This is a genomic window from Acinetobacter sp. YH12144, from assembly GCF_013418345.1.
Lineage (GTDB): Bacteria > Pseudomonadota > Gammaproteobacteria > Pseudomonadales > Moraxellaceae > Acinetobacter > Acinetobacter amyesii.
In genome coordinates this window covers 1-23,886 of sequence record NZ_VPCD01000016.1, presented here as the reverse complement: position 1 = coordinate 23,886, position 23,886 = coordinate 1, and the positions used below count along the sequence as shown (strand labels likewise).

Annotated in this window: 19 protein-coding genes; 7 read left to right on the top strand and 12 right to left on the bottom strand. The window is 39.3% G+C overall.

What is annotated here, in order from left to right; translation table 11 throughout:
- Positions 1 to 8: 8 nt before the first annotated feature.
- The 9 genes from FTU79_RS11505 to FTU79_RS11465 form a co-directional block, all read right to left on the bottom strand.
- On the bottom strand, positions 9 to 2,318 hold the full coding sequence (locus FTU79_RS11505) for a fimbria/pilus outer membrane usher protein (RefSeq protein WP_180005390.1): 2,310 nt from the start codon (positions 2,316 to 2,318) through the stop codon (positions 9 to 11).
- 5 nt (positions 2,319 to 2,323) lie between these two features.
- Complete coding sequence (locus FTU79_RS11500; protein WP_180005391.1) at positions 2,324 to 3,052, bottom strand: molecular chaperone; 729 nt, start codon at positions 3,050 to 3,052, stop codon at positions 2,324 to 2,326.
- A 92-nt stretch (positions 3,053 to 3,144) separates the two neighbouring features.
- Entirely contained in the window at positions 3,145 to 3,645 is a 501-nt protein-coding gene (locus FTU79_RS11495) for a hypothetical protein (RefSeq protein ID WP_180005392.1), read from the bottom strand.
- Positions 3,646 to 4,479: 834 nt separating this feature from the next.
- Complete coding sequence (locus FTU79_RS11490; protein ID WP_257222505.1) at positions 4,480 to 5,304, bottom strand: hypothetical protein; 825 nt, start codon at positions 5,302 to 5,304, stop codon at positions 4,480 to 4,482.
- A 115-nt stretch (positions 5,305 to 5,419) separates the two neighbouring features.
- Positions 5,420 to 5,878 carry a hypothetical protein gene (locus FTU79_RS11485; RefSeq protein ID WP_180050133.1) on the bottom strand — a complete coding sequence of 153 codons (459 nt, stop codon included), beginning with the start codon at positions 5,876 to 5,878 and terminating at the stop codon, positions 5,420 to 5,422.
- Positions 5,879 to 6,071: 193 nt separating this feature from the next.
- Positions 6,072 to 6,260 (bottom strand): hypothetical protein, encoded by a 189-nt coding sequence (locus FTU79_RS11480; protein WP_180050130.1) that lies wholly within the window; start codon positions 6,258 to 6,260, stop codon positions 6,072 to 6,074.
- Between the two features lie 606 nt (positions 6,261 to 6,866).
- Positions 6,867 to 7,883 (bottom strand): ketol-acid reductoisomerase, encoded by a 1,017-nt coding sequence (ilvC, locus tag FTU79_RS11475; protein WP_078192867.1) that lies wholly within the window; start codon positions 7,881 to 7,883, stop codon positions 6,867 to 6,869.
- Positions 7,884 to 7,992: 109 nt separating this feature from the next.
- On the bottom strand, positions 7,993 to 8,484 hold the full coding sequence (gene ilvN / locus FTU79_RS11470; protein WP_078189625.1) for an acetolactate synthase small subunit: 492 nt from the start codon (positions 8,482 to 8,484) through the stop codon (positions 7,993 to 7,995).
- Complete coding sequence (locus FTU79_RS11465; RefSeq protein ID WP_168378448.1) at positions 8,481 to 10,208, bottom strand: acetolactate synthase 3 large subunit; 1,728 nt, start codon at positions 10,206 to 10,208, stop codon at positions 8,481 to 8,483. Before FTU79_RS11465 ends, ilvN begins: the two co-directional genes overlap by 4 nt.
- A gap of 698 nt (positions 10,209 to 10,906) precedes the next feature.
- On the opposite strand from FTU79_RS11465, the gene FTU79_RS11460 reads away from it, so the two are divergent.
- The 4 genes from FTU79_RS11460 (at position 10,907) to holA (ending at position 15,742) form a co-directional block, all read left to right on the top strand.
- Complete coding sequence (locus FTU79_RS11460; protein WP_249708160.1) at positions 10,907 to 11,248, top strand: DUF4124 domain-containing protein; 342 nt, start codon at positions 10,907 to 10,909, stop codon at positions 11,246 to 11,248.
- Positions 11,249 to 11,375: 127 nt separating this feature from the next.
- Positions 11,376 to 13,997 (top strand): leucine--tRNA ligase, encoded by a 2,622-nt coding sequence (gene leuS, locus FTU79_RS11455; RefSeq protein ID WP_180050127.1) that lies wholly within the window; start codon positions 11,376 to 11,378, stop codon positions 13,995 to 13,997.
- 203 nt (positions 13,998 to 14,200) lie between these two features.
- Positions 14,201 to 14,734, top strand: a complete 534-nt coding sequence (lptE, locus tag FTU79_RS11450; protein WP_078192675.1) for an LPS assembly lipoprotein LptE — start codon at positions 14,201 to 14,203, stop codon at positions 14,732 to 14,734.
- Positions 14,735 to 14,743: 9 nt separating this feature from the next.
- Positions 14,744 to 15,742 carry a DNA polymerase III subunit delta gene (holA, locus tag FTU79_RS11445; protein WP_180050124.1) on the top strand — a complete coding sequence of 333 codons (999 nt, stop codon included), beginning with the start codon at positions 14,744 to 14,746 and terminating at the stop codon, positions 15,740 to 15,742.
- On the opposite strand, the gene FTU79_RS11440 is transcribed toward holA, so the two are convergent.
- The gene (locus FTU79_RS11440; RefSeq protein ID WP_180007206.1) at positions 15,739 to 16,188 is read right to left on the bottom strand and encodes a bacteriohemerythrin; all 450 of its coding nucleotides are present in this window, start codon (positions 16,186 to 16,188) and stop codon (positions 15,739 to 15,741) included. The genes holA and FTU79_RS11440 overlap by 4 nt on opposite strands.
- 513 nt (positions 16,189 to 16,701) lie before the next feature.
- Between FTU79_RS11440 and FTU79_RS11435 the strand changes: the two genes are divergently transcribed.
- Genes FTU79_RS11435 through FTU79_RS11425 form a run of 3 tightly spaced genes read left to right on the top strand, consistent with a single transcriptional unit; the run spans position 16,702 to position 21,450 of the window.
- Positions 16,702 to 18,054, top strand: a complete 1,353-nt coding sequence (locus FTU79_RS11435; RefSeq protein WP_180050121.1) for a MacA family efflux pump subunit — start codon at positions 16,702 to 16,704, stop codon at positions 18,052 to 18,054.
- Positions 18,055 to 18,056: 2 nt separating this feature from the next.
- Positions 18,057 to 20,036 (top strand): MacB family efflux pump subunit, encoded by a 1,980-nt coding sequence (locus FTU79_RS11430; RefSeq protein ID WP_180050118.1) that lies wholly within the window; start codon positions 18,057 to 18,059, stop codon positions 20,034 to 20,036.
- Positions 20,037 to 20,046: 10 nt separating this feature from the next.
- Positions 20,047 to 21,450, top strand: a complete 1,404-nt coding sequence (locus FTU79_RS11425) for an efflux transporter outer membrane subunit (RefSeq protein WP_180050219.1) — start codon at positions 20,047 to 20,049, stop codon at positions 21,448 to 21,450.
- 426 nt (positions 21,451 to 21,876) lie between these two features.
- Here FTU79_RS11425 and FTU79_RS11420 read toward each other — a convergent pair whose 3' ends face one another.
- Both FTU79_RS11420 and FTU79_RS11415 read right to left on the bottom strand, forming a co-directional pair.
- Positions 21,877 to 22,809 (bottom strand): IS5 family transposase, encoded by a 933-nt coding sequence (locus FTU79_RS11420; RefSeq protein ID WP_180050115.1) that lies wholly within the window; start codon positions 22,807 to 22,809, stop codon positions 21,877 to 21,879.
- Between the two features lie 531 nt (positions 22,810 to 23,340).
- Positions 23,341 to 23,619, bottom strand: coding sequence for a hypothetical protein (locus tag FTU79_RS11415; RefSeq protein ID WP_180036263.1), 279 nt, complete (start codon positions 23,617 to 23,619; stop codon positions 23,341 to 23,343).
- Positions 23,620 to 23,886 lie beyond the last annotated feature (267 nt).

Here is a 23,886-nt window from a genome sequence, read left to right as displayed (position 1 = left end):
ATACTCCTTTATTTACACTGCAATGTAATTAATTCAGGAGTTTGGTTTTCTACCTTTTTCGGCACTGTTAATGCTGTTTGGCAAGATCGACCACCACTGGTCCTCACCGTCAACTTGTAGTAGCCTTCAACCAAACCATATAACATTACCGTGCCATCTGAACCCACTGGATAAACATCAGCTTCTGGGGTATCAATTGCAACTTCACTTCCTGCAACAAATTGATGACCTTGTTCATCCAATATTTTGACCAATATTTGTTGTGTATCAAATACTGAAAAATTAATGTTATAACCACGCTGTCTTAATGCGACTAAACGATGTGCAGCATTTGGAACTTTGCTTTCGATCGGTAATTGATTTTCATCAAATGAAATATCGTAATTAATATAAGGAACGATATCGTGTACAAAGGCATAGCCTTTTTTATTGGTTTTCGCGACTGGAGACATTGAACGCATGACATCAATATCTTCACGACCACCAACATTCACTAAAGCAAAGGCATTATCGACAAAACTGGTCAATGCGTATTGACCACCCAACCACACCATAGCGCCACGGTAGCCAACCTGTGTTGTTGAATCATTTTCACTATAGAGATGACTTAAGGTTAAATCACCAACATCAGTGGACAAACCACCATAGGCATTTAATACCGTTTCATCATTACGATAATCCACACCGAGCGCATAATTTGCACCATATTCACCGAATGCATTTTGAATGAAACGGACACCGCCGGATTTATTGGTACCCGCATCAGCCTGAATACGCTTACCACCACCAAAATTATAAGAAAATGTAATAAAGGCACCTGAGTCATCGCTATCTCCAAATTCTTGGAAATAGTTGGCGGTATACATTAAATTCGGTGTAATTTCGCGACTCACACCCACAGTGAGCATTTTGCGATCCTCTAACTCAAATAAAGGATCATTAGATTCATACTGGGTTTGTTCGATATAGTTCAGATTTAAATTTTGAAAGAATGGAAAATTAGCAAAACTCAAATACGCCATATTTTCAAATTTTGGAAAAATATGATTATCTTCATAACCTAACGCCCGATAATCATTTGTAGCGTAGCGTGAACTCACACCAAAATTAAGTTTCCCGAAATTACGACTGATAGCCAAACCTGCAGAATAGCCATCGTCATTATCGGTTTTACTGCCTAAAAAAATACTGTCTAAAACAAACCATCGATTGACCGCTTGCGTCCATAGCAGTCCTGCATTTTTTACTTTGTCACTATAGGTAGCACTTGCACCCAACGTGGTACGACTGGTGACACCTCTACGCCAATAGGCTGAACTGAAAAAATCGCGATAATCGCTATTTTCTTCGTCATAACTGAAGCGTAGTTTCCCTAATGATATGTTGTAATCATTTAAATTTTCTTTGAGCAATTTACTGCTAATTAACACCGGAAAACTTCGAACAGTGGTATTCCCCAATACATCTTGTACAACCATTTGCGCTGTACCAGCACTTTCAATATTGGCACCTGTTTGTAGGTTATAATCTCCAGGTGAAATCTTTTTCTGATAAATATTTACGCCATCAATATATAAATCAACAGTCGAAGGTAAAACTGCACTACCTTTTAGACTTGGAATATTCCAATACACAAAATCTGGACGTGACGTATAGTCTGTACCAAAACTCAAACCACCAAATCGCACACCATGAATTAATGCGCTATAGGCAGAGGTCGTATCACCAATAATCAGCTTGGTCGCATTTTTGGAGAAATCAAACTCAAGACTACTATTTAACCTTACAAATTTTTCTTCACGATAATCATCCCCTTTATTATTTCGATAAAAGGCATTATTTCTTAAAATCCAATTGTCTTTAAACACCCCAAGTTCAGGCAGTACACCAAAATTATTATGTTGAGTGTTATTTTCAAAGTGCATTTCATAATTGAGAAATGCACCAAAATTTGCAGGCATCGGCTGACTGATTAAGGCATCCGTTTCTAGCCCAAAGAAATATTTTGATGGAAGATTAATTTTGATAGCTTGCAATTGAGGATCAAATCCAGAATGAATATCTTGATCCGTTACCAAACAAAATGAATTTTTAGTTGCATGTCGTTTCAGAATTTCTACTTTAATTTGCAGCTTATCAAGATCTGCGCACTCTATATAAAACTTGTTATTTTCAGTCAGTAATAATACTTCGCTCTTGCGGTCTACTTCGTTTACCCAAATACTGGTTGGAAATAAATCATCAGGCATATCAACAGCTTCTGCATGAGCAGAATTAGCACATAAAATACAATATAGAAGCAATGTAATTCTATTCATAGCCACTACTCAACTAAATTAAACTCCAAAGGAGTGTCACCTTTATCTGTTTCCACAACGACTTTATAATTACTAGCGCCTTGTAAAGAAACACTCCCGATGTCGTATTGGTTTTTACCTAATGCCAATAAATATTTCATATCGGAAGATTCAGCGACTGTTTTCTTGCTTTTATCGATGACATAAAGTTTTTGGATTTGAATGTGTGATTTTGCTAAATTTTCAACCTGAATAATGGTGCGACCATTCGATTTTTTAGCAATAAATTTCAAATAAGCGGGTTCTTGTTTGCCGACAAAAAATGGCACATTAATACTTAATAACAGTGCAATTTTCGATTCAGAGTTCGTCACTTGAGGTAGCTCAGTATAAAGAATACGCCATGCTTCTTCTTGTTGTAGGTTCATACTTTCTACAGATTGAGTAAAACCCACACGAACCATTTGTTTTGAATTTGGTTTTAAAATAAAGTTCTTCGGATTGATAATAATATTGGATTCAGGTGAAAGAACATCTTCCCCTGCGGCATTTTGAGTCCATTTAAATGCTTGAGCCTCAAAAATACGTGGTGTCTCATCATCCCCTTTCGACTCCAAAGTAAATGTCGCACTGCGTTGTTTAGATTTATCGGTTAAATATAACTGCACAGGGCTAATTGAAATACCTGCAAATATTTGAGGACTCAATAAGCAAGTCATTAAACTAAATGAAACGACTTTGAATAAACTTTTCATATACCCACCCCAGTACATTTAAATATTATTATCAATTCAAAAATAAAAAGAAGTTGACCCTAACTGTGTAGAATCAACTCCCTAAATTTGGATTAGTAAGCTACTTTGATATATAAAGTATCTTTGTATGTACCAGCACGTTGAGTACCTGAAATTGTATTTTTTGGAGCTACAGATACAGCAAAGTTATCAACGCTCATACCAGCTACAGGTGTAGAACCGATTGGATAATTCACACCACCTTTTGAAGTCGTGATTTTTGTAAATACTTTATCACTAGTGGTTTCATGTTTTACAAAAGTATCTGCACTTGAACCCGCGTTTAGCGTAGATAGATTTAATGTATATGGAGTGTTCGTTGTAACTGTAAAGCCACTAGCACCCGTATAACTGTCTTCAACGAGTTTGATGTCTTTACCTACCAAAAGCTCACATGCTTTAAGAATCTGTAACTTTATGTCGATTTCGCCTTCACACGGCGCACCGCCACATTGTTTAGATTCTTTTTTACCACCAGCGATTGCAGATGTTGCTGGAAGTGCTACGAACAATGTTGCAGATAGTACTGCGGTTAAAATTTTAGATGTAGACATTTCACTTCTCCATTCTCATATGAGATTTATTAGTATGTGCATCAAAGGATATTTATTAAGAAAAACTAATTAATCTTACTTTCCCTAGGTGCTGATTCATTCTTAATCATGTGGAGAAAAAAAGAACCTAATGCGGAATATTCACACGAATATTCATGTAATATTATTTTTTACGAATATTTAAATTATGTGGTTGTAATATATTAAATATTTTTAATTTTTATATTTTTATTTAATTTTTCTCTTTATCCCAAATTTTGGGGATTTTTTTCATATCCCTATTTTTTGGTATAACATATCTTATTGTTTTTATTAAATTTAGTAACATTAAAAATAATATAGGCTGTTACATATTTCACCAAATATTTGTGAAATAGTTCAAAATAATTTTCAAACAAACCAATAATATTTGAATATTCAACTATATTAATAGTAAAGGCCGATTAAATTTTATTTTTAAATAGAATCTCGAATGTATAATCACTACTTTCAGGTATGTCTTTTGAAACGCAATACAAGAATTACGTCACCAAATACTGAGCCTTTGTATTAAATTACAGGTTTTGAAACACGTCTTAGTTTCCAATGTTAAGCTTTTGTAAATCATATTTTCTTTCTTTAAATTTCAGTTTTTTGTTTTTCAAATTTTTAGAATCTCATTTATTACATGAAATATCATGTATGTTAAAATTCAGTCCCTCTCTTTCAACCCTCTTTTTACTTTGATTTTTTATTCAAAATACTGACTACCTCATTTAAAAGTATCTACATTCATCTTTAGAAAATTCTATAAATAAAAAAAGCCCCAAGTTATGGGGCTTTTTAAAATTTAACTTACTCACTGACTGGATAAAGCAATCCTTGATCGACTCGAAAGATTTGACCTGATCCAAAGTCGATCTGCTGCAACTCTCCTTTTAATTTTGGGAAGCCAGCAATTTTTTCCAATTGTGGTGAGCGTTGAAAATTCTTCGTTTTAGGATTGTACATCCAATAAATAAATCGCTTATCTTCTATTTTTCGACCATCAGAGGTATCTGAAAGTACAACATCATAGTATCCATCAAAGTTTACATCTAAGAATCCCATACTATTCCCAAAAGCATTAAAGCCTTGTAATGACTGTAGTACTTTGCCATTTGATTTATTAACCACATCTACGCGTTTTAGAGACTTCCCATAAGGTTGGTCTGCGGATTGCACCCCATAAAACTTAAACAGCAGGATAGGTTTATCTGCAGCTTTAAACGCAGGTTCAAACTGTAGATAACTTGTAGATGGTGGTGCCGTTTGTTCCGTCAGTTCAGCTTTAAAGTAGCCTGTATTTGCATTCAATGTACCTGCCAATCGATAAGCTGCTGCAGCACTTTGTTCCGTCCCAACATTGACTGAATTCAAGTCAATAAAATCTGCTTTTTGAGTCCCTTTAAAGTTAATTTGTTTGGGCTCTTGCAGATCAGTCAACGTCCCGTGCGGATTCCATATGCCAGCATACAAATCTAAGAAATAGCGTCCTTCAGTCGAGCGAAGCATCCGCTGCATGGATATGCGAACATCAGGTAAAGGCTTTAACTCAGACAGTGTTATATCTGCATCTTGTGCAAAACTCACCACAGGTAGACAAAGAGCGAGTAAAAGAGAGAGTTTTGATATTTTCATTGCAATTACACACTCCATGCAGCATGAATAATGCCTACTCTATCACAACCTAAATTCAACACAGATGACACAAATATAGGAGTTTTGAAACCACCCATGACTCAAAACCATCAAATTAAATTTGATTCGCTTTTAAAGCCCATGTTTCCAAATCTAATGAAATACATTTCAAACCAATATTAGATTCAATACATAGATCTTTCAGCAATTCAAACTGATCTACCTTATGATCAATTACGGGCTTCACAAGCTCTTGCTTTCTTCTAAGATCAATATATGCATTTTTCCCAACATATACTTCAACAAAGGCTTCTTCAGGCAATTTTAATGTATAAATTGGACGCGTTTGCAATTGGACTCTTTGCCAAAGTTGGTCATTGATATATGCATGTGTTTTTGTAGAAAAGTGATACCCGAATTGAGCATCGCTAATATTCTTTACAATACGTACTTCCTCTTCGTATGCCCATTCCTGCATTTTATAAAGCAAACCATGCTTTATTAAAACTTCTTCATTATCCCAATTTAAAATATTTGAATTTCCTACAGACATTAATTTTTCAACACTTGCCACATTGGCTTGCTTCGGCGCTGTTTTTAAATATCTCAACTCTCCTTTTGTTGAAGGAATAATAAATTGATCACCATCTGTATATCACACTCAAAACCTGCTTTGCATGTGTCAATTCCGATCACAACACCTTTGTAACTATCCCCATAATGTGACCAGATGAGTAGATTTAAAGCAGTTCTAGTCAAACTTAAAATCACATACTTTCTAGAAAACTGATTTCGGAATGCACTACTGCTACCGATGTCGGTACATCCAAATCATAAAAACCAAAACCAGTGCATTCAAATGGGTCATTAAAATCTTCTAAATCTGAAAAACCTAGAGATTTTGTTTTTAAAATCGTTAAAGCAGCTTCAAAACTCACATATTTATATAAAATCATTATCCTAACCCACGCTAATATTGGGTTTTTTGTAGCATAAAACTCAAAAGATAATTAATTAAATAAATTCTTTTCTTTGCTTACGATTTTGTTCACTTCTATCCAAAGTATGAACGAGTACAAACACTGTTTTGTACGAAGTACAACGAGGCAGCACACCATTCTGTGTGACGCGTAAGGAATGAAAGCATGCTTTTCTATTTTTAAGGCACGTAACTTTAGGTATTAAAAAACCCACTCAAAATGAGTGGGTCTTCGTATTCAAATCAATTGATTCAAGAAATTAGTTTTTCTCTTTATCAACGATTTTGTTCGCTTGGATCCAAGGCGCGAAAATGATGAAAGCATCGCTTACATCATTTGAGGCTCGTAGCCTTGATGCCGTCTTTTATAAGGGATAAAAAAGCCCCTGTTAAAAACAAGGGCTTTTTGACTTAGATATCAGAACTTCGTTCTTTTCTTTGTCTACGATTTTGTTCGCTTGGATCCAAGGTACGTAAAAATAGAAAAGCATGCTTTTCTATTTTTAAGGCACGTAACTTTAGATATTAAAAAACCCACTCAAAATGAGTGGGTCTTCGTATTCAAATCAATTGATTCAAGAAATTAGTTTTTCTCTTTATCAACGATTTTGTTCGCTTGGATCCAAGGCATCATCGCACGTAACTTGTTACCAGTTACTTCGATACCATGCGCCGCGTTTTGACGACGACGAGCAGTCATTGAAGGATAGTTCAACGCACCTTCTTGGATGAACATTTTCGCGTATTCACCAGATTGAATACGTTTAAGCGCATTACGCATCGCTTCACGAGATTGTTCGTTGATTACTTCAACGCCAGTTACGTATTCGCCATATTCAGCATTGTTTGATACTGAGTAGTTCATGTCCGCGATACCGCCTTCGAACATTAAGTCAACGATCAATTTAAGTTCGTGTAAACATTCGAAGTAAGCCATTTCTGGTGCATAACCAGCTTCAACAAGAGTTTCGAAGCCCATTTTAACCAATTCAACAGCACCACCACAAAGGACTGCTTGCTCACCGAAAAGGTCAGTTTCAGTTTCTTCACGGAATGAAGTTTCGATAATACCAGTACGGCCACCACCAACACCTGAAGCGTAAGAAAGCGCAACGTTACGTGCATTACCAGAAGCATCTTGGTGAACAGCGATAAGATCAGGTACACCTGAACCACGTTGGAATTCTGAACGTACAGTATGACCAGGCGCTTTTGGAGCAACCATGATTACGTCAAGGTCAGCACGTGGAACAACTTGGTTATAAAGAACAGAGAAACCATGAGCAAATGCTAGCGTTGCACCTTGCTTGATGTTTGGCTCAATTACGTCACGGTAAAGTTGTGATTGGAACTCATCTGGAGTCAAAATCATAACTAAGTCAGCTTGAGCTACAGCAGCAGGAACTTCTGAAACTTTAAGACCAGCATTTTCAGCTTTTTTCCAAGAAGTAGAACCAGCGCGTAGACCTACAGTTACGTCAACGCCTGAATCTTTAAGGTTAAGCGCATGAGCATGGCCTTGTGAACCATAACCAATGATTGCTACTTTTTTGCCTTGGATGATAGATAAGTCTGTGTCTTTATCGTAAAAAATTTGCATTGCTGTCTCCGCTAAAATGCTTTCGTTTCCTTTAACTTGATAACGTGATTCTGTTTGATTATTCACGTTTCAAGTACCTCACCCATAGGAGTGAGGTGAAAATATAAAATTAGATAGTTAAAACTTTTTCGCCACGTGCGATACCTGAAACACCTGAACGTACAACTTCTAGAATTGTATTTTCAGCTAAGGCATCAATAAAACCATCTATCTTTTCAGTTGTACCTGCGATTTGAATGGTATATGTCGTTGGTGTTACGTCTACGATTTGTCCACGGAAAATATCCGCAGTACGTTTAATTTCTGCGCGCGCTGAACCAAGTGCTTTGACTTTAATTAACATCAATTCACGTTCAATATGAGCACCTTCAGACAAATCAACAACTTTAACAACTTCGACAAGCTTGTTGAGTTGTTTGGTGATTTGTTCAATTTTATGCTCATCGCCATACGTGGTTAAAGTCAAACGCGAAAGCGTCGGATCTTCTGTTGGCGCTACGTTTAATGTCTCAATGTTATAACCACGCTGAGAGAATAAACCTACCAAACGTGAAAGCGCACCTGCTTCGTTTTCTACAAGTACAGAGATAATATGTCTCATTGTGTGCGCTCTCCTTTGCCTAACCACATATCTTTCATTGACTGGCCAGCAACCAACATTGGATATACATGCTCTGAACGGTCAACCATCACGTTAATAAACACGCACTTGTCATTGATCGCCATTGCTTCAGCAAGCTTCGATTCGAGTTCATCTGCATGATCAATTTGAATACCCACATGCCCATACGCTTCCATTAATTTAGGGAAGTCAGGAAGTGACTCAACATAAGAACTTGAGTGACGACCTTCGTAGTTCATGTCTTGCCATTGCTTAACCATACCTAATGCACGGTTATTCAAGCATAAAATTTTTACATTCAAGCCATATTGCTTACATGTAGAAAGTTCTTGGATACACATCTGAATCGATGCTTCGCCAGTAATACACACTACTTGTTGATCTGGGAAGGCAAGTTTTGCTGCCATAGCATATGGCAAACCTACACCCATGGTTCCTAGACCACCTGAGTTGATCCATTGACGTGGACGTGTGTATTTGTAGTAAAGCGCACCAAACATTTGGTGTTGACCAACGTCTGAAGTAATGATGGCTTGGCTATTGGTAATTTTATCCAACGCTTCAACAACTTGCTGTGGCTTCATTGAACCATCAGTTGGTTTATCATAGTTCAAACCATGAACTTGACGCCATTCATTGATTTGTTTCCACCAAGCCGCGATATCTTCTGGATTTGGTTTAGACACATTCAATTGCTTTAATTGAGCCAACATTTCAGTCAATACAGGCTCTACTGCACCCACAATTGGGATGTGCGCCATAATTGTTTTTGAAATCGTTGCTGGGTCTATATCAATATGAATGACTTTGGCATTTGGACAGAATTTCGCTGGATTATTGGTTACACGGTCATCGAAGCGCGCGCCCACACACAGAATCACATCTGCATTGTGCATAGTCATATTGGCTTCGTAAGTACCATGCATACCCAACATACCGATGAATTGTTCATCATTGCCCGGATACGCACCAAGACCCATTAAAGTACTGGTTACTGGATAACCCAATAAATGTGCAAGTTCTGTCAACTGTGCAGAAGCGTTGCCTTGAACCACACCACCGCCTGAATAAATAATTGGGCGTTTAGCATGAATCAATTCATCAATTGCTTTACGAATTTGACCTGAGTGACCACGATGCGGCGGTTGATACGAACGCATTTTCACTTTTTCAGGATATTCGTAAGCAAATTTCTCTGCAGGATTCGTTGCATCTTTTGGAATATCAACGACAACAGGACCCGGACGACCACTTGAAGCGATATAAAATGCCTTCTTAATAATCGAAGGGATTTCGCTTGCATGACGTACTTGGAAGCTGTGTTTTACGATTGGGCGCGAAATACCGACCATATCCGTTTCTTGGAACGCATCCTCACCGATAAGATGGCTTGCAACCTGACCTGACAAAATCACCATTGGGATTGAGTCCATATAGGCAGTTGCAATTGGAGTTACGGTATTTGTTGCACCCGGACCAGATGTCACCAGTACGACACCTGTTTTACCTGTGACACGTGAGTAAGCATCAGCCATATGACCAGCAGCTTGCTCGTGGCGCACTAGGTAATGATTGATTTTTTCTTGTTGAAATAGCGCATCATAAATATGCAGTACTGCGCCGCCTGGGTATCCAAAAACATGTTCAACGCCTTCGTCCGCTAAAGCGCGTACGAGCATTTCACCACCAGATAAAAGTTCCAACGTGATTCACCCTAATCTTTTTTCACGCACAAATGGAGGGCATTTGTCGTGGTTAATTCATTAACTGTGTGCTCTGTTATAGCACACAAATTTCATAGTTTTCATAGCAATAAGAAAAAAATCTGACCTGCTTGCTGTTTGAGCAATATGGGGTCTAAAACATGTTGGGATAAACATATTTTGTTGGCTTTGTTCAACTTCTCGGCTAGAGAAGAAGTCCATTGCTAAAATGCACTCATTCGAAGGGTGATCGATCTAAGGCATATAAAACTAAAGACAGCATTTTTGTAGTTTCAACCATTAAAGTCAAGTTTAAAAATCGGCTTTTTTCTGATTACTTACAGACCGTTTGTTTTTTAAGCATACTCCCGTTCTTTGCATTCTTTGTAGTTTGTTTATTTATAACCAGTTAGCATGTATTTAATAAAATACTTTTATAAATCTAATAAATAAATTAAATGAATGGATGTATGTTTTTAATTCAATTGCTTTACATTGAAGTTGCTGCATAGGTTAAATGATAAGAATCCAATATTTTTATTGCTTATAACCCCCCAATTCATCATTCACAAAGTTATTCATCCTACGCGATGTCCCTTTTATCCTTTGTGCTAAAAAATGCATAGATTCTACTGTCAAAAAAGCGCAAAATTTTCAGCATAATTTTGCATGATCACTCTAACTTTGGGACTGAATTTATGATGAAGACGACGATTGCTCGCACTGCCTGTATTTTATCTAGCATGGCATTTTGCCTGACCAGTTTGGACCTTTCAGCGAAAGAATATTACAAGTGGGTGGATGCAAAAGGTTCAACGCATTACACCACCACGCCACCGCCAAAAAATGCGCAGCGTAAAGGTAAAGTGAATACCTATGGTGCAACAACGACTACGCAATCAACTCCAGCAAAAAACCAAGAAGAGGTTTCACGTGAAGCCGAACAGTCGAATGAACAAAATGAGCAACTAGCGGAACAACAACGCGAAGCCAATGCAGCGCTCCGCCAAGGTCAAGCCGTAGCCTCCGCACCACAATAATTTACGCCAAAGCCTTCAATTTTGACTTAAATTATTTACATCTAGGCAGCATCGCAAAATTCACTCTAGGCGTATTTTGCGCTATGCTGTAGCACAAACTTTTTAACCGTTATTTCTATTTACGTTTATGACTACTCACATTGACCCTGAATATCAAGCCAGTGCGATTGAACCTACAGTCCAACAAGACTGGGAAAATCGCAAAGCCTTCAAAGTTGCCGACCAAGTAGAAGGACCACGTCGTTATATCCTCTCTATGTTCCCTTATCCAAGTGGCAAACTGCATATGGGTCATGTGCGTAACTATACAATTGGTGACGTGATCAGCCGTTTCCACCGCTTACAAGGTGAAACTGTGCTACAACCAATGGGTTGGGATGCTTTCGGTCTACCTGCTGAAAATGCTGCAATTGCCCATCAAGTCGCTCCTGCAAAATGGACTTTTGAAAACATTGATTACATGCGTAATCAGCTTAAAAAGTTAGGTCTTTCTGTAGATTGGGATCGTGAATTTGCAACTTGCACACCTGAATATTACCGTTGGGAACAATGGTTATTCGTTCAGCTTTATAAAAAAGGTTTAATTTACCGTAAGCTTTCAACAGTGAACTGGGACCCTGTAGACCAAACTGTTTTAGCAAACGAACAAGTTGTAAATGGTCGTGGCTGGCGTTCTGGTGCATTGGTCGAAAAACGTGATATTCCAATGTACTACTTCCGCATCACTGACTATGCGCAAGAATTACTTGACGATTTAGAAACATTAAAAGACGGCTGGCCACAGCAAGTTTTAACCATGCAACGTAACTGGATTGGTCGCTCACAGGGTATGGAAATTACCTTCCCTTCAGCGAATCCAAATGTTTATGCAGATGGTTTAACTGTATTTACCACTCGTGCTGACACACTCATGGGTGTGACTTATGTTGCAGTTGCAGCAGAGCATCCAATGGCACTTAAAGCTGCGGAAAGCAATCCTGAGCTTGCTGCATTTATCGAAGAATGCCGTATGGGTTCTGTTGCAGAAGCAGACCTTGCGACTGCTGAAAAGAAAGGCATGGCAACAGGTTTGTCAGTTAAGCACCCAGTTACAGGTGAAGAAGTTCCTGTTTGGATCGCAAACTACGTCTTGATGTCTTACGGTTCAGGTGCGGTGATGGCGGTTCCATCACACGATGAACGTGACTTCGAATTTGCCAACAAATATGGCTTAACCATCAAGCAAGTGATTGATGCCAAAGGTGCAGACGATGCAGACTTTGACGCAACAATTTGGCAAGAATGGTATGGCTCTAAAGACGGCAAACTGGTGAATTCAGGCGAATTTGACGGCTTAGACTTACAAGGGGCGTACGATGCATTCCTTGCAAAATTAGAACCGACTGGACTTGCCAACTCGAAAGTTCAATTCCGTTTACGTGACTGGGGGGTTTCTCGTCAGCGTTATTGGGGTTGTCCAATTCCTATGATCAACTGTGAAAAATGTGGTCAGGTTCCAGTACCTGAAGAACAACTTCCAGTTGTATTGCCAACGGACGTGGTTCCAGACGGTTCAGGCAATCCACTCAACAAAATGCCTGAGTTCTATGAAACCACTTGCCCATGCTGTGGTGGCGATGCTCGTCGTGAAACAGATACTTTGGATACCTTTGTAGAATCATCTTGGTACTATGCACGCTATGCATCTCCAGATTTCACTGACGGTATGGTGAAACCTGAAGCGGGTCAAACTTGGTTACCTGTGAACCAATACATCGGTGGTGTTGAACATGCGATTCTGCACTTACTCTATGCACGCTTCTTCCACAAATTGATGCGTGATGAAGGCGTCGTTCAAGGTAACGAACCATTCACTAACCTTTTAACACAAGGTATGGTGTTGGCTGATACGTACTACCGTGAAGCTGATTCAGGTAAGAAGACTTGGTTTAACCCTGCTGACATCGATTTAGAACGTGATGAAAAAGGCCGTATCATTTCTGCGAAATATCAAGGTGATGGTCAAGACGTCGTGGTTGGCGGTCAAGAAAAAATGTCGAAATCGAAAAACAACGGTATCGACCCGCAAGCGATTATTGATCAATACGGTGCAGATACTGCACGTGTATTCATGATGTTCGCTGCACCACCAGATCAATCACTAGAATGGTCTGACGCTGGTGTTGAAGGTGCAAACCGTTTCTTAAAACGTGTATGGCGCCTAGCAACAGGTTTCCTTGAACAAGGCAACTCTGCTGTAAACATCGACAAAGCGACACTTTCTACCGCTGCACAAGACTTACGTCGTAAAACACACGAAACCATTCAAAAAGTGGGTGATGACATTGCACGTCGTCATGCCTTCAACACCGCGATTGCTGCGATGATGGAACTTTTGAATGCAAACAATAAGTTTGAAGCGAAAGATGACAATGACGTTGCCGTTGCACGTGAATCAATCACGACTCTTCTAACTTTACTTGCTCCGTTTGCACCACATTTAAGCCAAACCTTATTGGCTGAGTTTGGTATCGAATTAACATCAGCACGCTTCCCTGCTGTAGATGAATCTGCGCTGACTCGTAATACACAAACGATTGTGGTGCAAGTAAACGGTAAGCTTCGTGGCAAATTAGAAGTATCTGTCGATGCCTCTAAAGATGACATTCTTGCACAAGCAAAAGCATTACCTGAAGTTCAACAATTTTTGACTGGTCCAACCAAGAAAGAAATTGTGGTGCCGAATAAATTAGTGAATTTGGTGGTTTAATTTAATCCCCCTAAATCCCCCTTTATAAAAGGGGGACTTCCCTCTCCCAACAAAAAATCGGGTCTCCTCCCTTTTTTTTTAAGGGAGGTCGGGAGGGATTAAAAAACAATTCCCAAACAAAGCCCGTTGCCAGCCAACGGGCTTTGACTTTACAATCCACACAGGATTTCAACATTATCCCTTCGGGAAACAGAGGACACTTTATGCACTTGGTTCAACGTGTTGCTGCAATTGTATTAACTATGGGCCTGAGCGCAGGCATGGTCGGTTGTGGTTTTCATTTAAAAGGCACCAACCCTGCTGCTGTACCTGTGGCCTATTCCAATATGCGATTGGCACTTCCTGAAGATACGGATGACTTGCATGAAAAGTTAGCGATTTATTTAGGTTCTGCAGGCGTGCAACTGAGTAATAATCAAAATGCATATGTCTTACATGTGTTGGATTACACTCCGCGACGTTTAGAACTCAATGGTAAATTGGTTGAAACTTTACTGCGCTTAAACGTGACGTTCCAAATTGAAGATGCCCAAGGCAATCCTGTAACTGAACCCCGTACATTGATGGCAACACGTAGCTACCAATACGACGTTGCAACCGTGAACACCGATGACCAAGAAGAAAAATATTTAAAACAAGTGATTATTGATGACATTGCACAACAGATCGTGCGCCAAATTTCATCAAACCGCTTACCCAAAGCAAACCCACTAACTGCACCGACCAAAGCTGAGTAATTTTGATTTATGAAACTTGACTATCTTCAGGCATTAAAACGTGTAGATGAAGCGCAAGGTGCCTGGGTGCTACATGGTCAAGAGCCATTACTTGAACAAAATCTCCTCGATGCATTTCGTAAAAGTTGGAACGCTCGAGAAATCGAACGTCAACGTTATGACATTAGCTCTGCGTCCGATTGGAAAAATGTCTTTAATGCGTTAAATAGTTTGTCATTATTTTCTAGTCAACTGGCAATTGAGGCACATGGCAGCATTAAACCCGATGCCAATGGACTAAAACTGTTAAAAAGCTATTTGCAGCAAAATGAAAGTAACTTGCTGCTCGTGGTCATGCCGAAGCAAGACAGTGCGAGTTTAAAGACCAGTTTTTTCCAAACCATTGATGCCAATGGAATCAATGTTGCACTGACTGCAAACTACCCTAAAGATCGTCAGCAAATTTTGGCCGTTGAAGCGCAAAAGCTCGGCATTAAACTCGCCAATGATGCTTGGCAATGGCTAGAACAGCATCATGAGCACAATTTACTGGCGGCAAAAAATAGTTTAATGCGTGTCGCAGATACTTTTCCTGAAGCTGAAATGATTCAGATTGATCATCTGTACTCTTGCTTACAAGATCAGTCACGCTATACCACTTACGATTTAAATGATGCCATGCTGCAAGGCAATTTGGCGCAATCAATTAAAATTTTTCAATACTTAATCGCTTCAGGCGAGCCGATGTCGCTGATTTTATGGAGTATCAGTAAGGAAATGCGTTTGCTGATGCAACTGTTTGAGCAGCCACAAAATGCCTTGCAAATCGGTATTTGGAAAACCAAAGTCGGGCTGTATCAACAAGCGTTACGCCGTTTAAATGCGAACGATTTTTTGACTTGGCCTGCCCTATTACTTCGTTTAGACGCGTCAATAAAAGGTTTGGGACATGAAAATGCCGAACATCTGATTATGCAAGCCATTGCTCAGATGTGCGGTAAAAGGTTATTTCCGTCCCTGTTGACTTAACTAAAAAAGCGAGCAAACCAACTTTTGCCTTTTTTCTGTTCCTGCGAGCGCAGATAGTGCAGCATATTGTCTCGCACTGAATCTACATAATCTTGATCATCATGCTGAATGTGATTAATCAGCCATTTAGACAATAAACGATATAAATCTTGTTCAACCGAAACACCATTTTCAAATTTGGTTCGATACTCATTCAGTCGCCTCACAAAATGCTCATGAATCCCACGATGAGACGGCAAATACTGATAATGTACCTGTTCCAATAAATTTTCTTCAAAGCTGAAATGCGATTGTGTATAGTCAATCAAATCATCCAAAACCTCTTTGATTTTCTCTCGACTGCCATTCACGAGGATTGCTTCCAACGTATTGATATAATCTAAAATCTGGCGATGTTGATTATCAATAACATCAATGCCGATATTATATTTTTCATTCCATTCCATATCTAACCCCGACTTATATTCCTATTTTATTTTGTATATTTAATGAAAAAAACCACTTATCATTAAACCCATAATTTTTTTATGGGTTTTGATCTTAGCTGCATTTTTAGAACAAGACTATTGCAAAAAATCACACACGCTCAACAAAAACTGTGCACACTAAAGCACAAACACAATGCATATTTTTATTTTAATATCATTAACATAGGCTACAAAAAAGCTTTATAGCACCACTTTTTTTAATTTTCATTCAACTTTTTTCTAATTTGAAATTAGATTCAAATAAATAGGCATGAAATATGCTTTTTGTACTTTAATTGGCATTTAGTTACAGTTAAAAAATTATTTTACGCAGTAGAATGAGTCTGTTTACAGATTCTGCTAAGTCCCTTCATATCAATCGGAAAGCCTAAAGGGAAATAATAATCATTACTTCTTTGCTAAAATATTCACAATTTATCCGTATTTAAATCTTATAATTCAATCATCTTTCTAAACTTTTAACTGCCAACCATGCCAAAAATAAAACCAGCAAAATTGATCGTAGCCATCATCGTTGCTTTGGCAATCGCTGTCACTGCATGGCATTTCCTAAAACCTAAAGAAACTCAGCCACAATATATTACTGCTGAAGTGAGTCGTGGTGACATTGAAAACTCTGTGCTTGCAACAGGTGTACTTGAAGCAACCAAAATGGTGAGTGTAGGTGCACAAGTTTCTGGTCAGGTGAAAAAGATGTATGTGCAACTCGGTGATGAAGTGAAACAAGGTCAGCTGATTGCCCGTATTGACTCGGTACGTCAGGAAAATGATTTAAAAACTGCAGAAGCCAGCATCAAAAACCAACAAGCGCAATTGGCAGTTAAACAAGCAAATCTTGCAAAAGTCCAAGCTGAATATAATCGTCAACAAGCAATGTACGCTCAAGACGCGACTAGTCGTGCAGAACTTGAATCTGCGCTAGCAAGTTATAAAACTGCGCAAGCTGATATTGCAGCCATTAATGCACAAATCGAACAATCACGTTTAACTTTAGCGACTGCAAAAGAAGACTTAGGCTATACACAAATTGTTGCACCTATGGATGGAACCATCGTGGCGATTGTGACTGAAGAAGGCCAAACCGTAAATGCCAACCAAAGTGCGCCAACCATTGTGAAATTGGCAAAACTCGACACCATGACCATTAAAGCTGAAATTTCTGAAGCAGATGTGATGAAAGTCCAAGAAGGTCAAAACGTTTATTTTACAACCTTGGGCGACAGTGAAACAAAACACTATGCTACCCTGCGCCAAGTTGAACCTGCGCCAAACTCAATTAACACCGAAAGTAACAACAACACCTCTTCGTCTTCAAGTACTGCGGTTTACTACAATGCGTTATTTGATGTCCCAAATGAAGATGGCAAATTGCGTATCGATATGACCGCTCAGGTGTATATCATTTTAGATGAAGCCAAGAATGTCTTAACGGTACCTGCCGCTGCCGTACAAACCTCAAACCGTCCACAACGTAGCCGAAATAATACGTCTACCGATGGTCAATCTGCGGATAAAAATGCCAACGCAGAAGCTAAATCGAACAAAGACCATCCAAATCGTCCTAAAGGTTTAGAACTGACTGAAGCTGAAAAAGCATTGGTCAAACAAGGTAAAGCGAGCGTTGCCATGGTACGTGTATTGCAAGCGGATGGTTCTGCGCAACCTCAACCTGTATTACTTGGTTTAAATAACCGTGTGACCGCACAAGTGATCCGTGGCTTAAAACAGGGTGACAAAGTCGTGATTGCCGACGGTTCTGATACTTCAAATGATTCAGCTAAACGCAGCAACCGTGGTGGTGCTGGCGGCCCAATGAGAATGTAATCATGAGTCAAAATCAGACACCTCTACTCGAGGTCAAGAATCTGACTCGTGAATTCCCTGCTGGTGAAAGCACAGTCCAGATTCTAAAAGGGGTTAATCTTGAGATTTACCCAGGTGAACTGGTGGCGATTGTAGGTCAGTCCGGTTCTGGTAAATCCACCCTCATGAATATTTTGGGGTGTTTAGATAAGCCAACCAATGGCAGCTACAAGGTCAAGGGGCGTGAAACCCGTGAACTTGAACCAGATGAACTGGCACAGTTACGCCGTGAATATTTTGGCTTTATTTTCCAGCGCTATCACTTACTCGGTGATTTGAATGCTGCTGGTAATGTCGAAGTTCCCGCGATCTATGCCGGTGCAGATGCAACCGAACGCAATGCACGTGCCAAGCAACTACTAACCGATCTTGGACTGGGTGAAAAAACCCAAAACCGTCCGAGCCAACTCTCGGGTGGTCAGCAACAACGTGTGTCGATTGCGCGTGCCCTCATGAATGGTGGCGATGTTATTCTTGCCGATGAACCGACCGGTGCACTAGATAAGAATAGTGGTATTGAAGTGATGCGGATTTTGCGCGAACTCAATGCCAAAGGTCATACCATTATTTTGGTCACGCACGATCATAATGTTGCAAAAAATGCGACTCGAATTATTGAAATTTCAGACGGTAACATCATTTCAGATCAGCCCAATGTGCCTGAAACAGATGATGAACCTTTAGAAAAGCAACAACTCGTTCCAAACACCCAGAAAAAAACCTCGAGTTGGCGCTCTGCCGTTGATCGTCTAGGTGAAGCATTCCGTATGGCGATCCTTGCCATGAATGCACACCGGATGCGGACCTTTCTCACCATGCTCGGGATCATTATCGGTATTGCCTCGGTGGTATCCGTGGTGGCCTTGGGTAATGGTTCACAAAAGCAGATTTTAGAAAATATCAGCAGCTTGGGAACCAATACCATTACAGTTTATCAAGGTCGAGGCTTTGGTGATAATTCCAGATCATCTCAAGCCAAAACGTTGATTCCTGCCGATGCAACGGCCCTTGCTGAACAGCCTTATGTTGATGGCGTTAGTCCTTCGGTCAATTCATCTGTCACAGCACGTTTTAAAGACACAGAAGCGTCGACCACGGTAAATGGCGTGAGTGAAGATTTCTTCTATGTCAAAGGAATGAACTTCGCTTCTGGTCAACCTTTTGATAAAGAAAGCGTGACTGAGCAAGCGCAAGATGTGGTGATTGATAGTAATACTAAAAATACCTTCTTTGCCGATGGCACCAACCCTGTGGGTCAAGTGATTTTATTAGGCAGTGTGCCAAGCCGTATCATTGGCGTGATCGAAGAACAAAAAAGCATGATGGGTAACTCAGATAGCCTGAATGTGTATTTGCCCTATTCAACGGTCATGAGTCGTATGCTGGGGCAGTCGAACGTACGTAGCATCATTGTCCGAGTGAAAGATGAATACCCAAGTGCCGCTGCTGAAAACGCCATATTGAACTTATTGGTGCAACGTCATGGCGCGCAAGATGTCTTTACACAGAACTCCGATAGTATCCGTGAAACCATTCAACAAACCACTGCAACAATGACTTTACTGGTTTCAGCGATTGCCGTGATTTCATTGATCGTCGGTGGTATCGGGGTCATGAACATTATGTTGGTTTCTGTGACTGAGCGTACTCAAGAAATTGGTGTGCGTATGGCCGTGGGTGCCCGTCAAAGTGATATTTTGCAACAGTTCCTGATTGAGGCGGTGTTGGTGTGTATCTTAGGCGGTGTGCTTGGGGTTTTATTATCTTTAGGTATTGGACAATTGATTAGTCATTTTGCCGGTGGAACATTCCAAATGGCCTATTCAACAACGTCTATCGTTGCTGCATTTGTCTGCTCAAGTATGATTGGTATTGTGTTTGGCTTTATTCCTGCACGTAATGCCGCACAGCTGAACCCTGTCGATGCGCTTTCTCGCGAATAAGGAAATAATGATGCAAATGACCTTAACTAAACTTGCAAGTGCCTTCATTCTTGGAAGTAGCTTAGTCGGCTGTGCCGCTGTGGTTAAGACGCCGTATGAAGCTCCTGCAACACAAATCCCGACGCAATTTCAAAATGCGAAAGCCATAAGTCAGCAAGTTCATGCAGATACGTATGCTGACCAATGGTGGACATTGTTTAATGATGCTCAATTAAACCAGTTGGTGAATCAAGTTTTAGCTGCGAATACAGACCTTGCTGTAGCAGGTATTAATTTACAGCAAGCTCGACTACAAGCAGGTTTAGCTGTAAATAAACAAGGGCCACGCGTGAGTTCAAGTGTTTCAACTGGACATAACTTTGACCTTAACTCAGGTGATGACTCATCAAAAGGTGTATCACTCAGTGGTGGCGTTAGTTATGAAGTAGATTTATTTGGTCGTTTGGCTAGCCAGACTGAGGCCGCAAAATGGGAAGCTTTAGCGACTGAACAGGACCTACAAGCCACTGCCCAAAGCTTGATTGCAACAACAGCAAACCTATATTGGCAACTTGGCTATTTAAATGAGCGCTACAGTATTGCGCAGCAAAACTTAGCCAGTACGCAAAAAACCTATGACTTGGTCAAGGTGCAATATAAAGCCGGCGCTGTGTCAGGTTTAGATCTAACGCAAGCGGAACAGTCGGTCCAAAGTCAAAAAGCAACCTTAAGCCAAATTGCCCAACAAAAAGTGGAAACACGTACTGCATTGGCTGTGTTATTGCATCAACCTGTGCAACAACTGAATATTTCAGAGCCGCAGCGCCTACCTCGAATTGCATTACCGACGATTGCAGCGGGTTTACCAGCCGAGTTGTTGTCTCGCCGTCCAGATTTACAAGCGAGCGAATTAAGATTACGTAAAGCTTTGGCAAATAAAGATGCAACGAAAGCCAGTTACTACCCTTCGATTAGTTTGACTGGCAGTTTAGGCTCGAGCAGTACGTCTTTGAGTAACTTATTGCAAAACCCCGCTTTGGCTTTGGGTGCAAGTTTAAGCTTACCTTTCTTGCAATATAACGATATGAAGAAAGACCTTGCGATTAGCGATTTAGATTATGAAAAATCTATTATTCAATATCGTCAGACCTTGTATCAGGCTTTTGCCGATGTGGAAAATGCGCTATCCAATCGTACTGAGTTAAGTCAACAAGTTGCTTTGCAAGAGCGTAATGTGCAGCTTGCAGAAAAGACTGAGCGTTTGACTGAAGTGCGTTATCGTAATGGTGCAATTGCGTTGAAAAACTTGCTTGATGCACAGGAGACCACACGTAATGCACGTTTGTCCTTGGTTCAAACCAAGCAGAGTCAATACAATGCTTATGTGACCTTGATGCAGGCATTAGGCGGTAGTCCGATTCAGCAGTTGCCTTGATTAATATAATAAAAAGCCCGAAAGGGCTTTTTATTATAGAAAATTCCAAAACTTCAAATAATTATCAAACCCACGACCTCGTGTTTGCATAATAAATTCAATAAACGAAGTAAAACACAATAACCCTATATAAGCGCATAGAATACATATTAAATAGTGAGTGAGTCCAAATTTAGTTGAATTTAAGCTAACACCTTCAACCTCACGAGCATCATGATCATTTTTAAAAGAATAATTTCTATTAAACACGTGAATAAATAGATTACCTAATAATGAAATAAGATAATAAAAGAAAAAGAAAGATCGAGCATAGTCAATAATTTTGTTTCTTTTTAAACTTCCAGCCTCATCAACCACATATTCATATTTCGAATGGCTTTGTTGCACAAAGATTTGAAATGCAAAGCGCCCCTAATTGAGCCAAATTTAAGGCGTAACCTGGGTAAGTGGTCGACCTAATTCCGTAAATCTGTTGAGCACTGCTACACGTGCATGAATCTCATTCACTTGGCTATCTAAACTCCTTGCACTGAGTTTATCTCCTAATAATTTAATGCAGTACATCTTAGTTTCAACCAAACTTCGCCGATGATAGCCTGACCATTTTTTCCATAGTGTCCTGCCTAAACGTGTAACTGTTCGAAGTAATTCATTTCGCTCTAGCGAGCTACTCTTTTTATCTTTCCATGGTTTCGCATTTTTTCTAGGTGGAATCACCGCATGTGCTTGCCGATCTGCAATGACCTGACGGCATCGTTTTGTGTCATAAGCACCATCTGTATAGACAGAATCGATTTGTTCATCTAAAGGGATTTGAGCAAGTAAATCTTCCAGTACCTGTGAATCACTGACATTATTGGTTGTAAGCTGAACTGCTCGTATTTGTAGGGTTTTAGCATCTATACCAATATGAAGTTTACGCCATTGGCGACGATATTCAGGTCCATGTTTCTTGCGCTTCCATTCGCCCTCACCTAGAAACTTCATGCCTGTAGAGTCTATGAGTAGATGCAGCCCATCGCTACTTTTTTGGTAGCTGATTACAATATCAATATGCTTTTGTCTTCTACAAAGCGTGGTGTAATCTGGAGCTATCCAATTTAATCCGCAAAGTTTAATCAGACTTTGCACAAAGCCAGTAACCATACGTAAAGACAGACGAAATAAGGATTTAATCATTAAGCAGCATTGGATGGCTGCGTCGGAGTAGGTTTGATTTCGCCCTTGTTTGCCTTTTGATGGCGCATACCATTGCGTAGCAGAATCAAACCAAATGGCAATATTTCTGCGACTCATGAGTGCTCGGTTATATGCGGGCCAATTGGTTGTGCGGTAGATTTTGTATGTAGGCTTCTTCATTTGAAAATTATATCGCTGAAAAAGCCCTCAAGAACAGCTTTGTGCAACAAAGCCATTCAGCTCTGTTTTTTCTCTTTTCGGTTTTCCATATCGGGTCTTTATAAAATTGAATAAGGTTCTGTTTGGAAACGTGAATAGTCTGAGGTTTCAATCTACTTAATAAAACCTGCATAGCCTGTTTGAAAAAATGGTAAAACTATTTGGTTCAAAAAATAATGCTTGGTGTAACTTGTATGCTGTAAGTTCTCTTGTATTTTATTATTGCTTTGAGTGTAATGTTGCGACTCGAAAATCGTCAAATCACTATCCCAACCAAATAATGTCAGGCTGTGTTCCACTTAATTTTGATTAACTATTTGACTTTGTTCAGATATTCGTCTTCCAAATATATCATAACCATAAATGGTGATTTGACTATTGTGATCACTTTGGATTAAGCGATTAAGGTTTCTGCTTATTTGGCTGGTTTCAATCACATTTTTTTGGTAAATTTAATACACATATTTTTCAAACACCTACACCTAAAATATTTTAAAAGTCTTCGTTTTTTTTATCTGGAAACAAATATTCAATTATAAGAAAAATTACTGAAACTACAATACCTATCGTTTGAGTTATTAAAAAGAAAAACATTAGATCATTAAAAGGCATTATATAATCATCATTAAAATAATTATAAATAACGGCTAAAAAAAATCCTGTCAACCCCAGTAAAACCCCCTTTATAAAACAAAACAAATAGGGATGATTATCTGCTTTCAGATTAGATATAAATGTACCTAACACAATTTCAATAATTATATTGAACATATAAAAGTACTTCCTTTATTATTTACTGTACTGTGGTTCATCTAACTTTAGACTCGGATTCTCTTTAATAGGCTTTGTTGTAATAGATTTTACTGCTGTTTGACCATAAAATATTCTTTTTCCAATAGTATTTGTAGTATTTTTCTCTGTACACGACAAATTTCACAGAACCCTTATCCTATCAGGATTCTGCTTTCTTAAAATTGCCAAAATTTCCTTAAACTCTTCTTTTTTCCCAAAACCAATTAAACGCTGAATCGCCATTTG

What these genes read in the sequence shown, in the direction of transcription:
- FTU79_RS11505 (WP_180005390.1), bottom strand. Translation starts at nt 2,318, where the DNA reads ATGAATAGAATTACATTGCTTCTATATTGTATTTTATGTGCTAATTCT.
- FTU79_RS11500 (WP_180005391.1), bottom strand. Translation starts at nt 3,052, where the DNA reads ATGAAAAGTTTATTCAAAGTCGTTTCATTTAGTTTAATGACTTGCTTA.
- FTU79_RS11495 (WP_180005392.1), bottom strand. Translation starts at nt 3,645, where the DNA reads ATGTCTACATCTAAAATTTTAACCGCAGTACTATCTGCAACATTGTTC.
- FTU79_RS11490 (WP_257222505.1), bottom strand. Translation starts at nt 5,304, where the DNA reads ATGAAAATATCAAAACTCTCTCTTTTACTCGCTCTTTGTCTACCTGTG.
- FTU79_RS11480 (WP_180050130.1), bottom strand. Translation starts at nt 6,260, where the DNA reads ATGATTTTATATAAATATGTGAGTTTTGAAGCTGCTTTAACGATTTTA.
- ilvC (WP_078192867.1), bottom strand. Translation starts at nt 7,883, where the DNA reads ATGCAAATTTTTTACGATAAAGACACAGACTTATCTATCATCCAAGGC.
- ilvN (WP_078189625.1), bottom strand. Translation starts at nt 8,484, where the DNA reads ATGAGACATATTATCTCTGTACTTGTAGAAAACGAAGCAGGTGCGCTT.
- FTU79_RS11460 (WP_249708160.1), top strand. Translation starts at nt 10,907, where the DNA reads ATGATGAAGACGACGATTGCTCGCACTGCCTGTATTTTATCTAGCATG.
- leuS (WP_180050127.1), top strand. Translation starts at nt 11,376, where the DNA reads ATGACTACTCACATTGACCCTGAATATCAAGCCAGTGCGATTGAACCT.
- lptE (WP_078192675.1), top strand. Translation starts at nt 14,201, where the DNA reads ATGCACTTGGTTCAACGTGTTGCTGCAATTGTATTAACTATGGGCCTG.
- holA (WP_180050124.1), top strand. Translation starts at nt 14,744, where the DNA reads ATGAAACTTGACTATCTTCAGGCATTAAAACGTGTAGATGAAGCGCAA.
- FTU79_RS11440 (WP_180007206.1), bottom strand. Translation starts at nt 16,188, where the DNA reads ATGGAATGGAATGAAAAATATAATATCGGCATTGATGTTATTGATAAT.
- FTU79_RS11435 (WP_180050121.1), top strand. Translation starts at nt 16,702, where the DNA reads ATGCCAAAAATAAAACCAGCAAAATTGATCGTAGCCATCATCGTTGCT.
- FTU79_RS11430 (WP_180050118.1), top strand. Translation starts at nt 18,057, where the DNA reads ATGAGTCAAAATCAGACACCTCTACTCGAGGTCAAGAATCTGACTCGT.
- FTU79_RS11425 (WP_180050219.1), top strand. Translation starts at nt 20,047, where the DNA reads ATGCAAATGACCTTAACTAAACTTGCAAGTGCCTTCATTCTTGGAAGT.
- FTU79_RS11420 (WP_180050115.1), bottom strand. Translation starts at nt 22,809, where the DNA reads ATGAAGAAGCCTACATACAAAATCTACCGCACAACCAATTGGCCCGCA.
- FTU79_RS11415 (WP_180036263.1), bottom strand. Translation starts at nt 23,619, where the DNA reads ATGTTCAATATAATTATTGAAATTGTGTTAGGTACATTTATATCTAAT.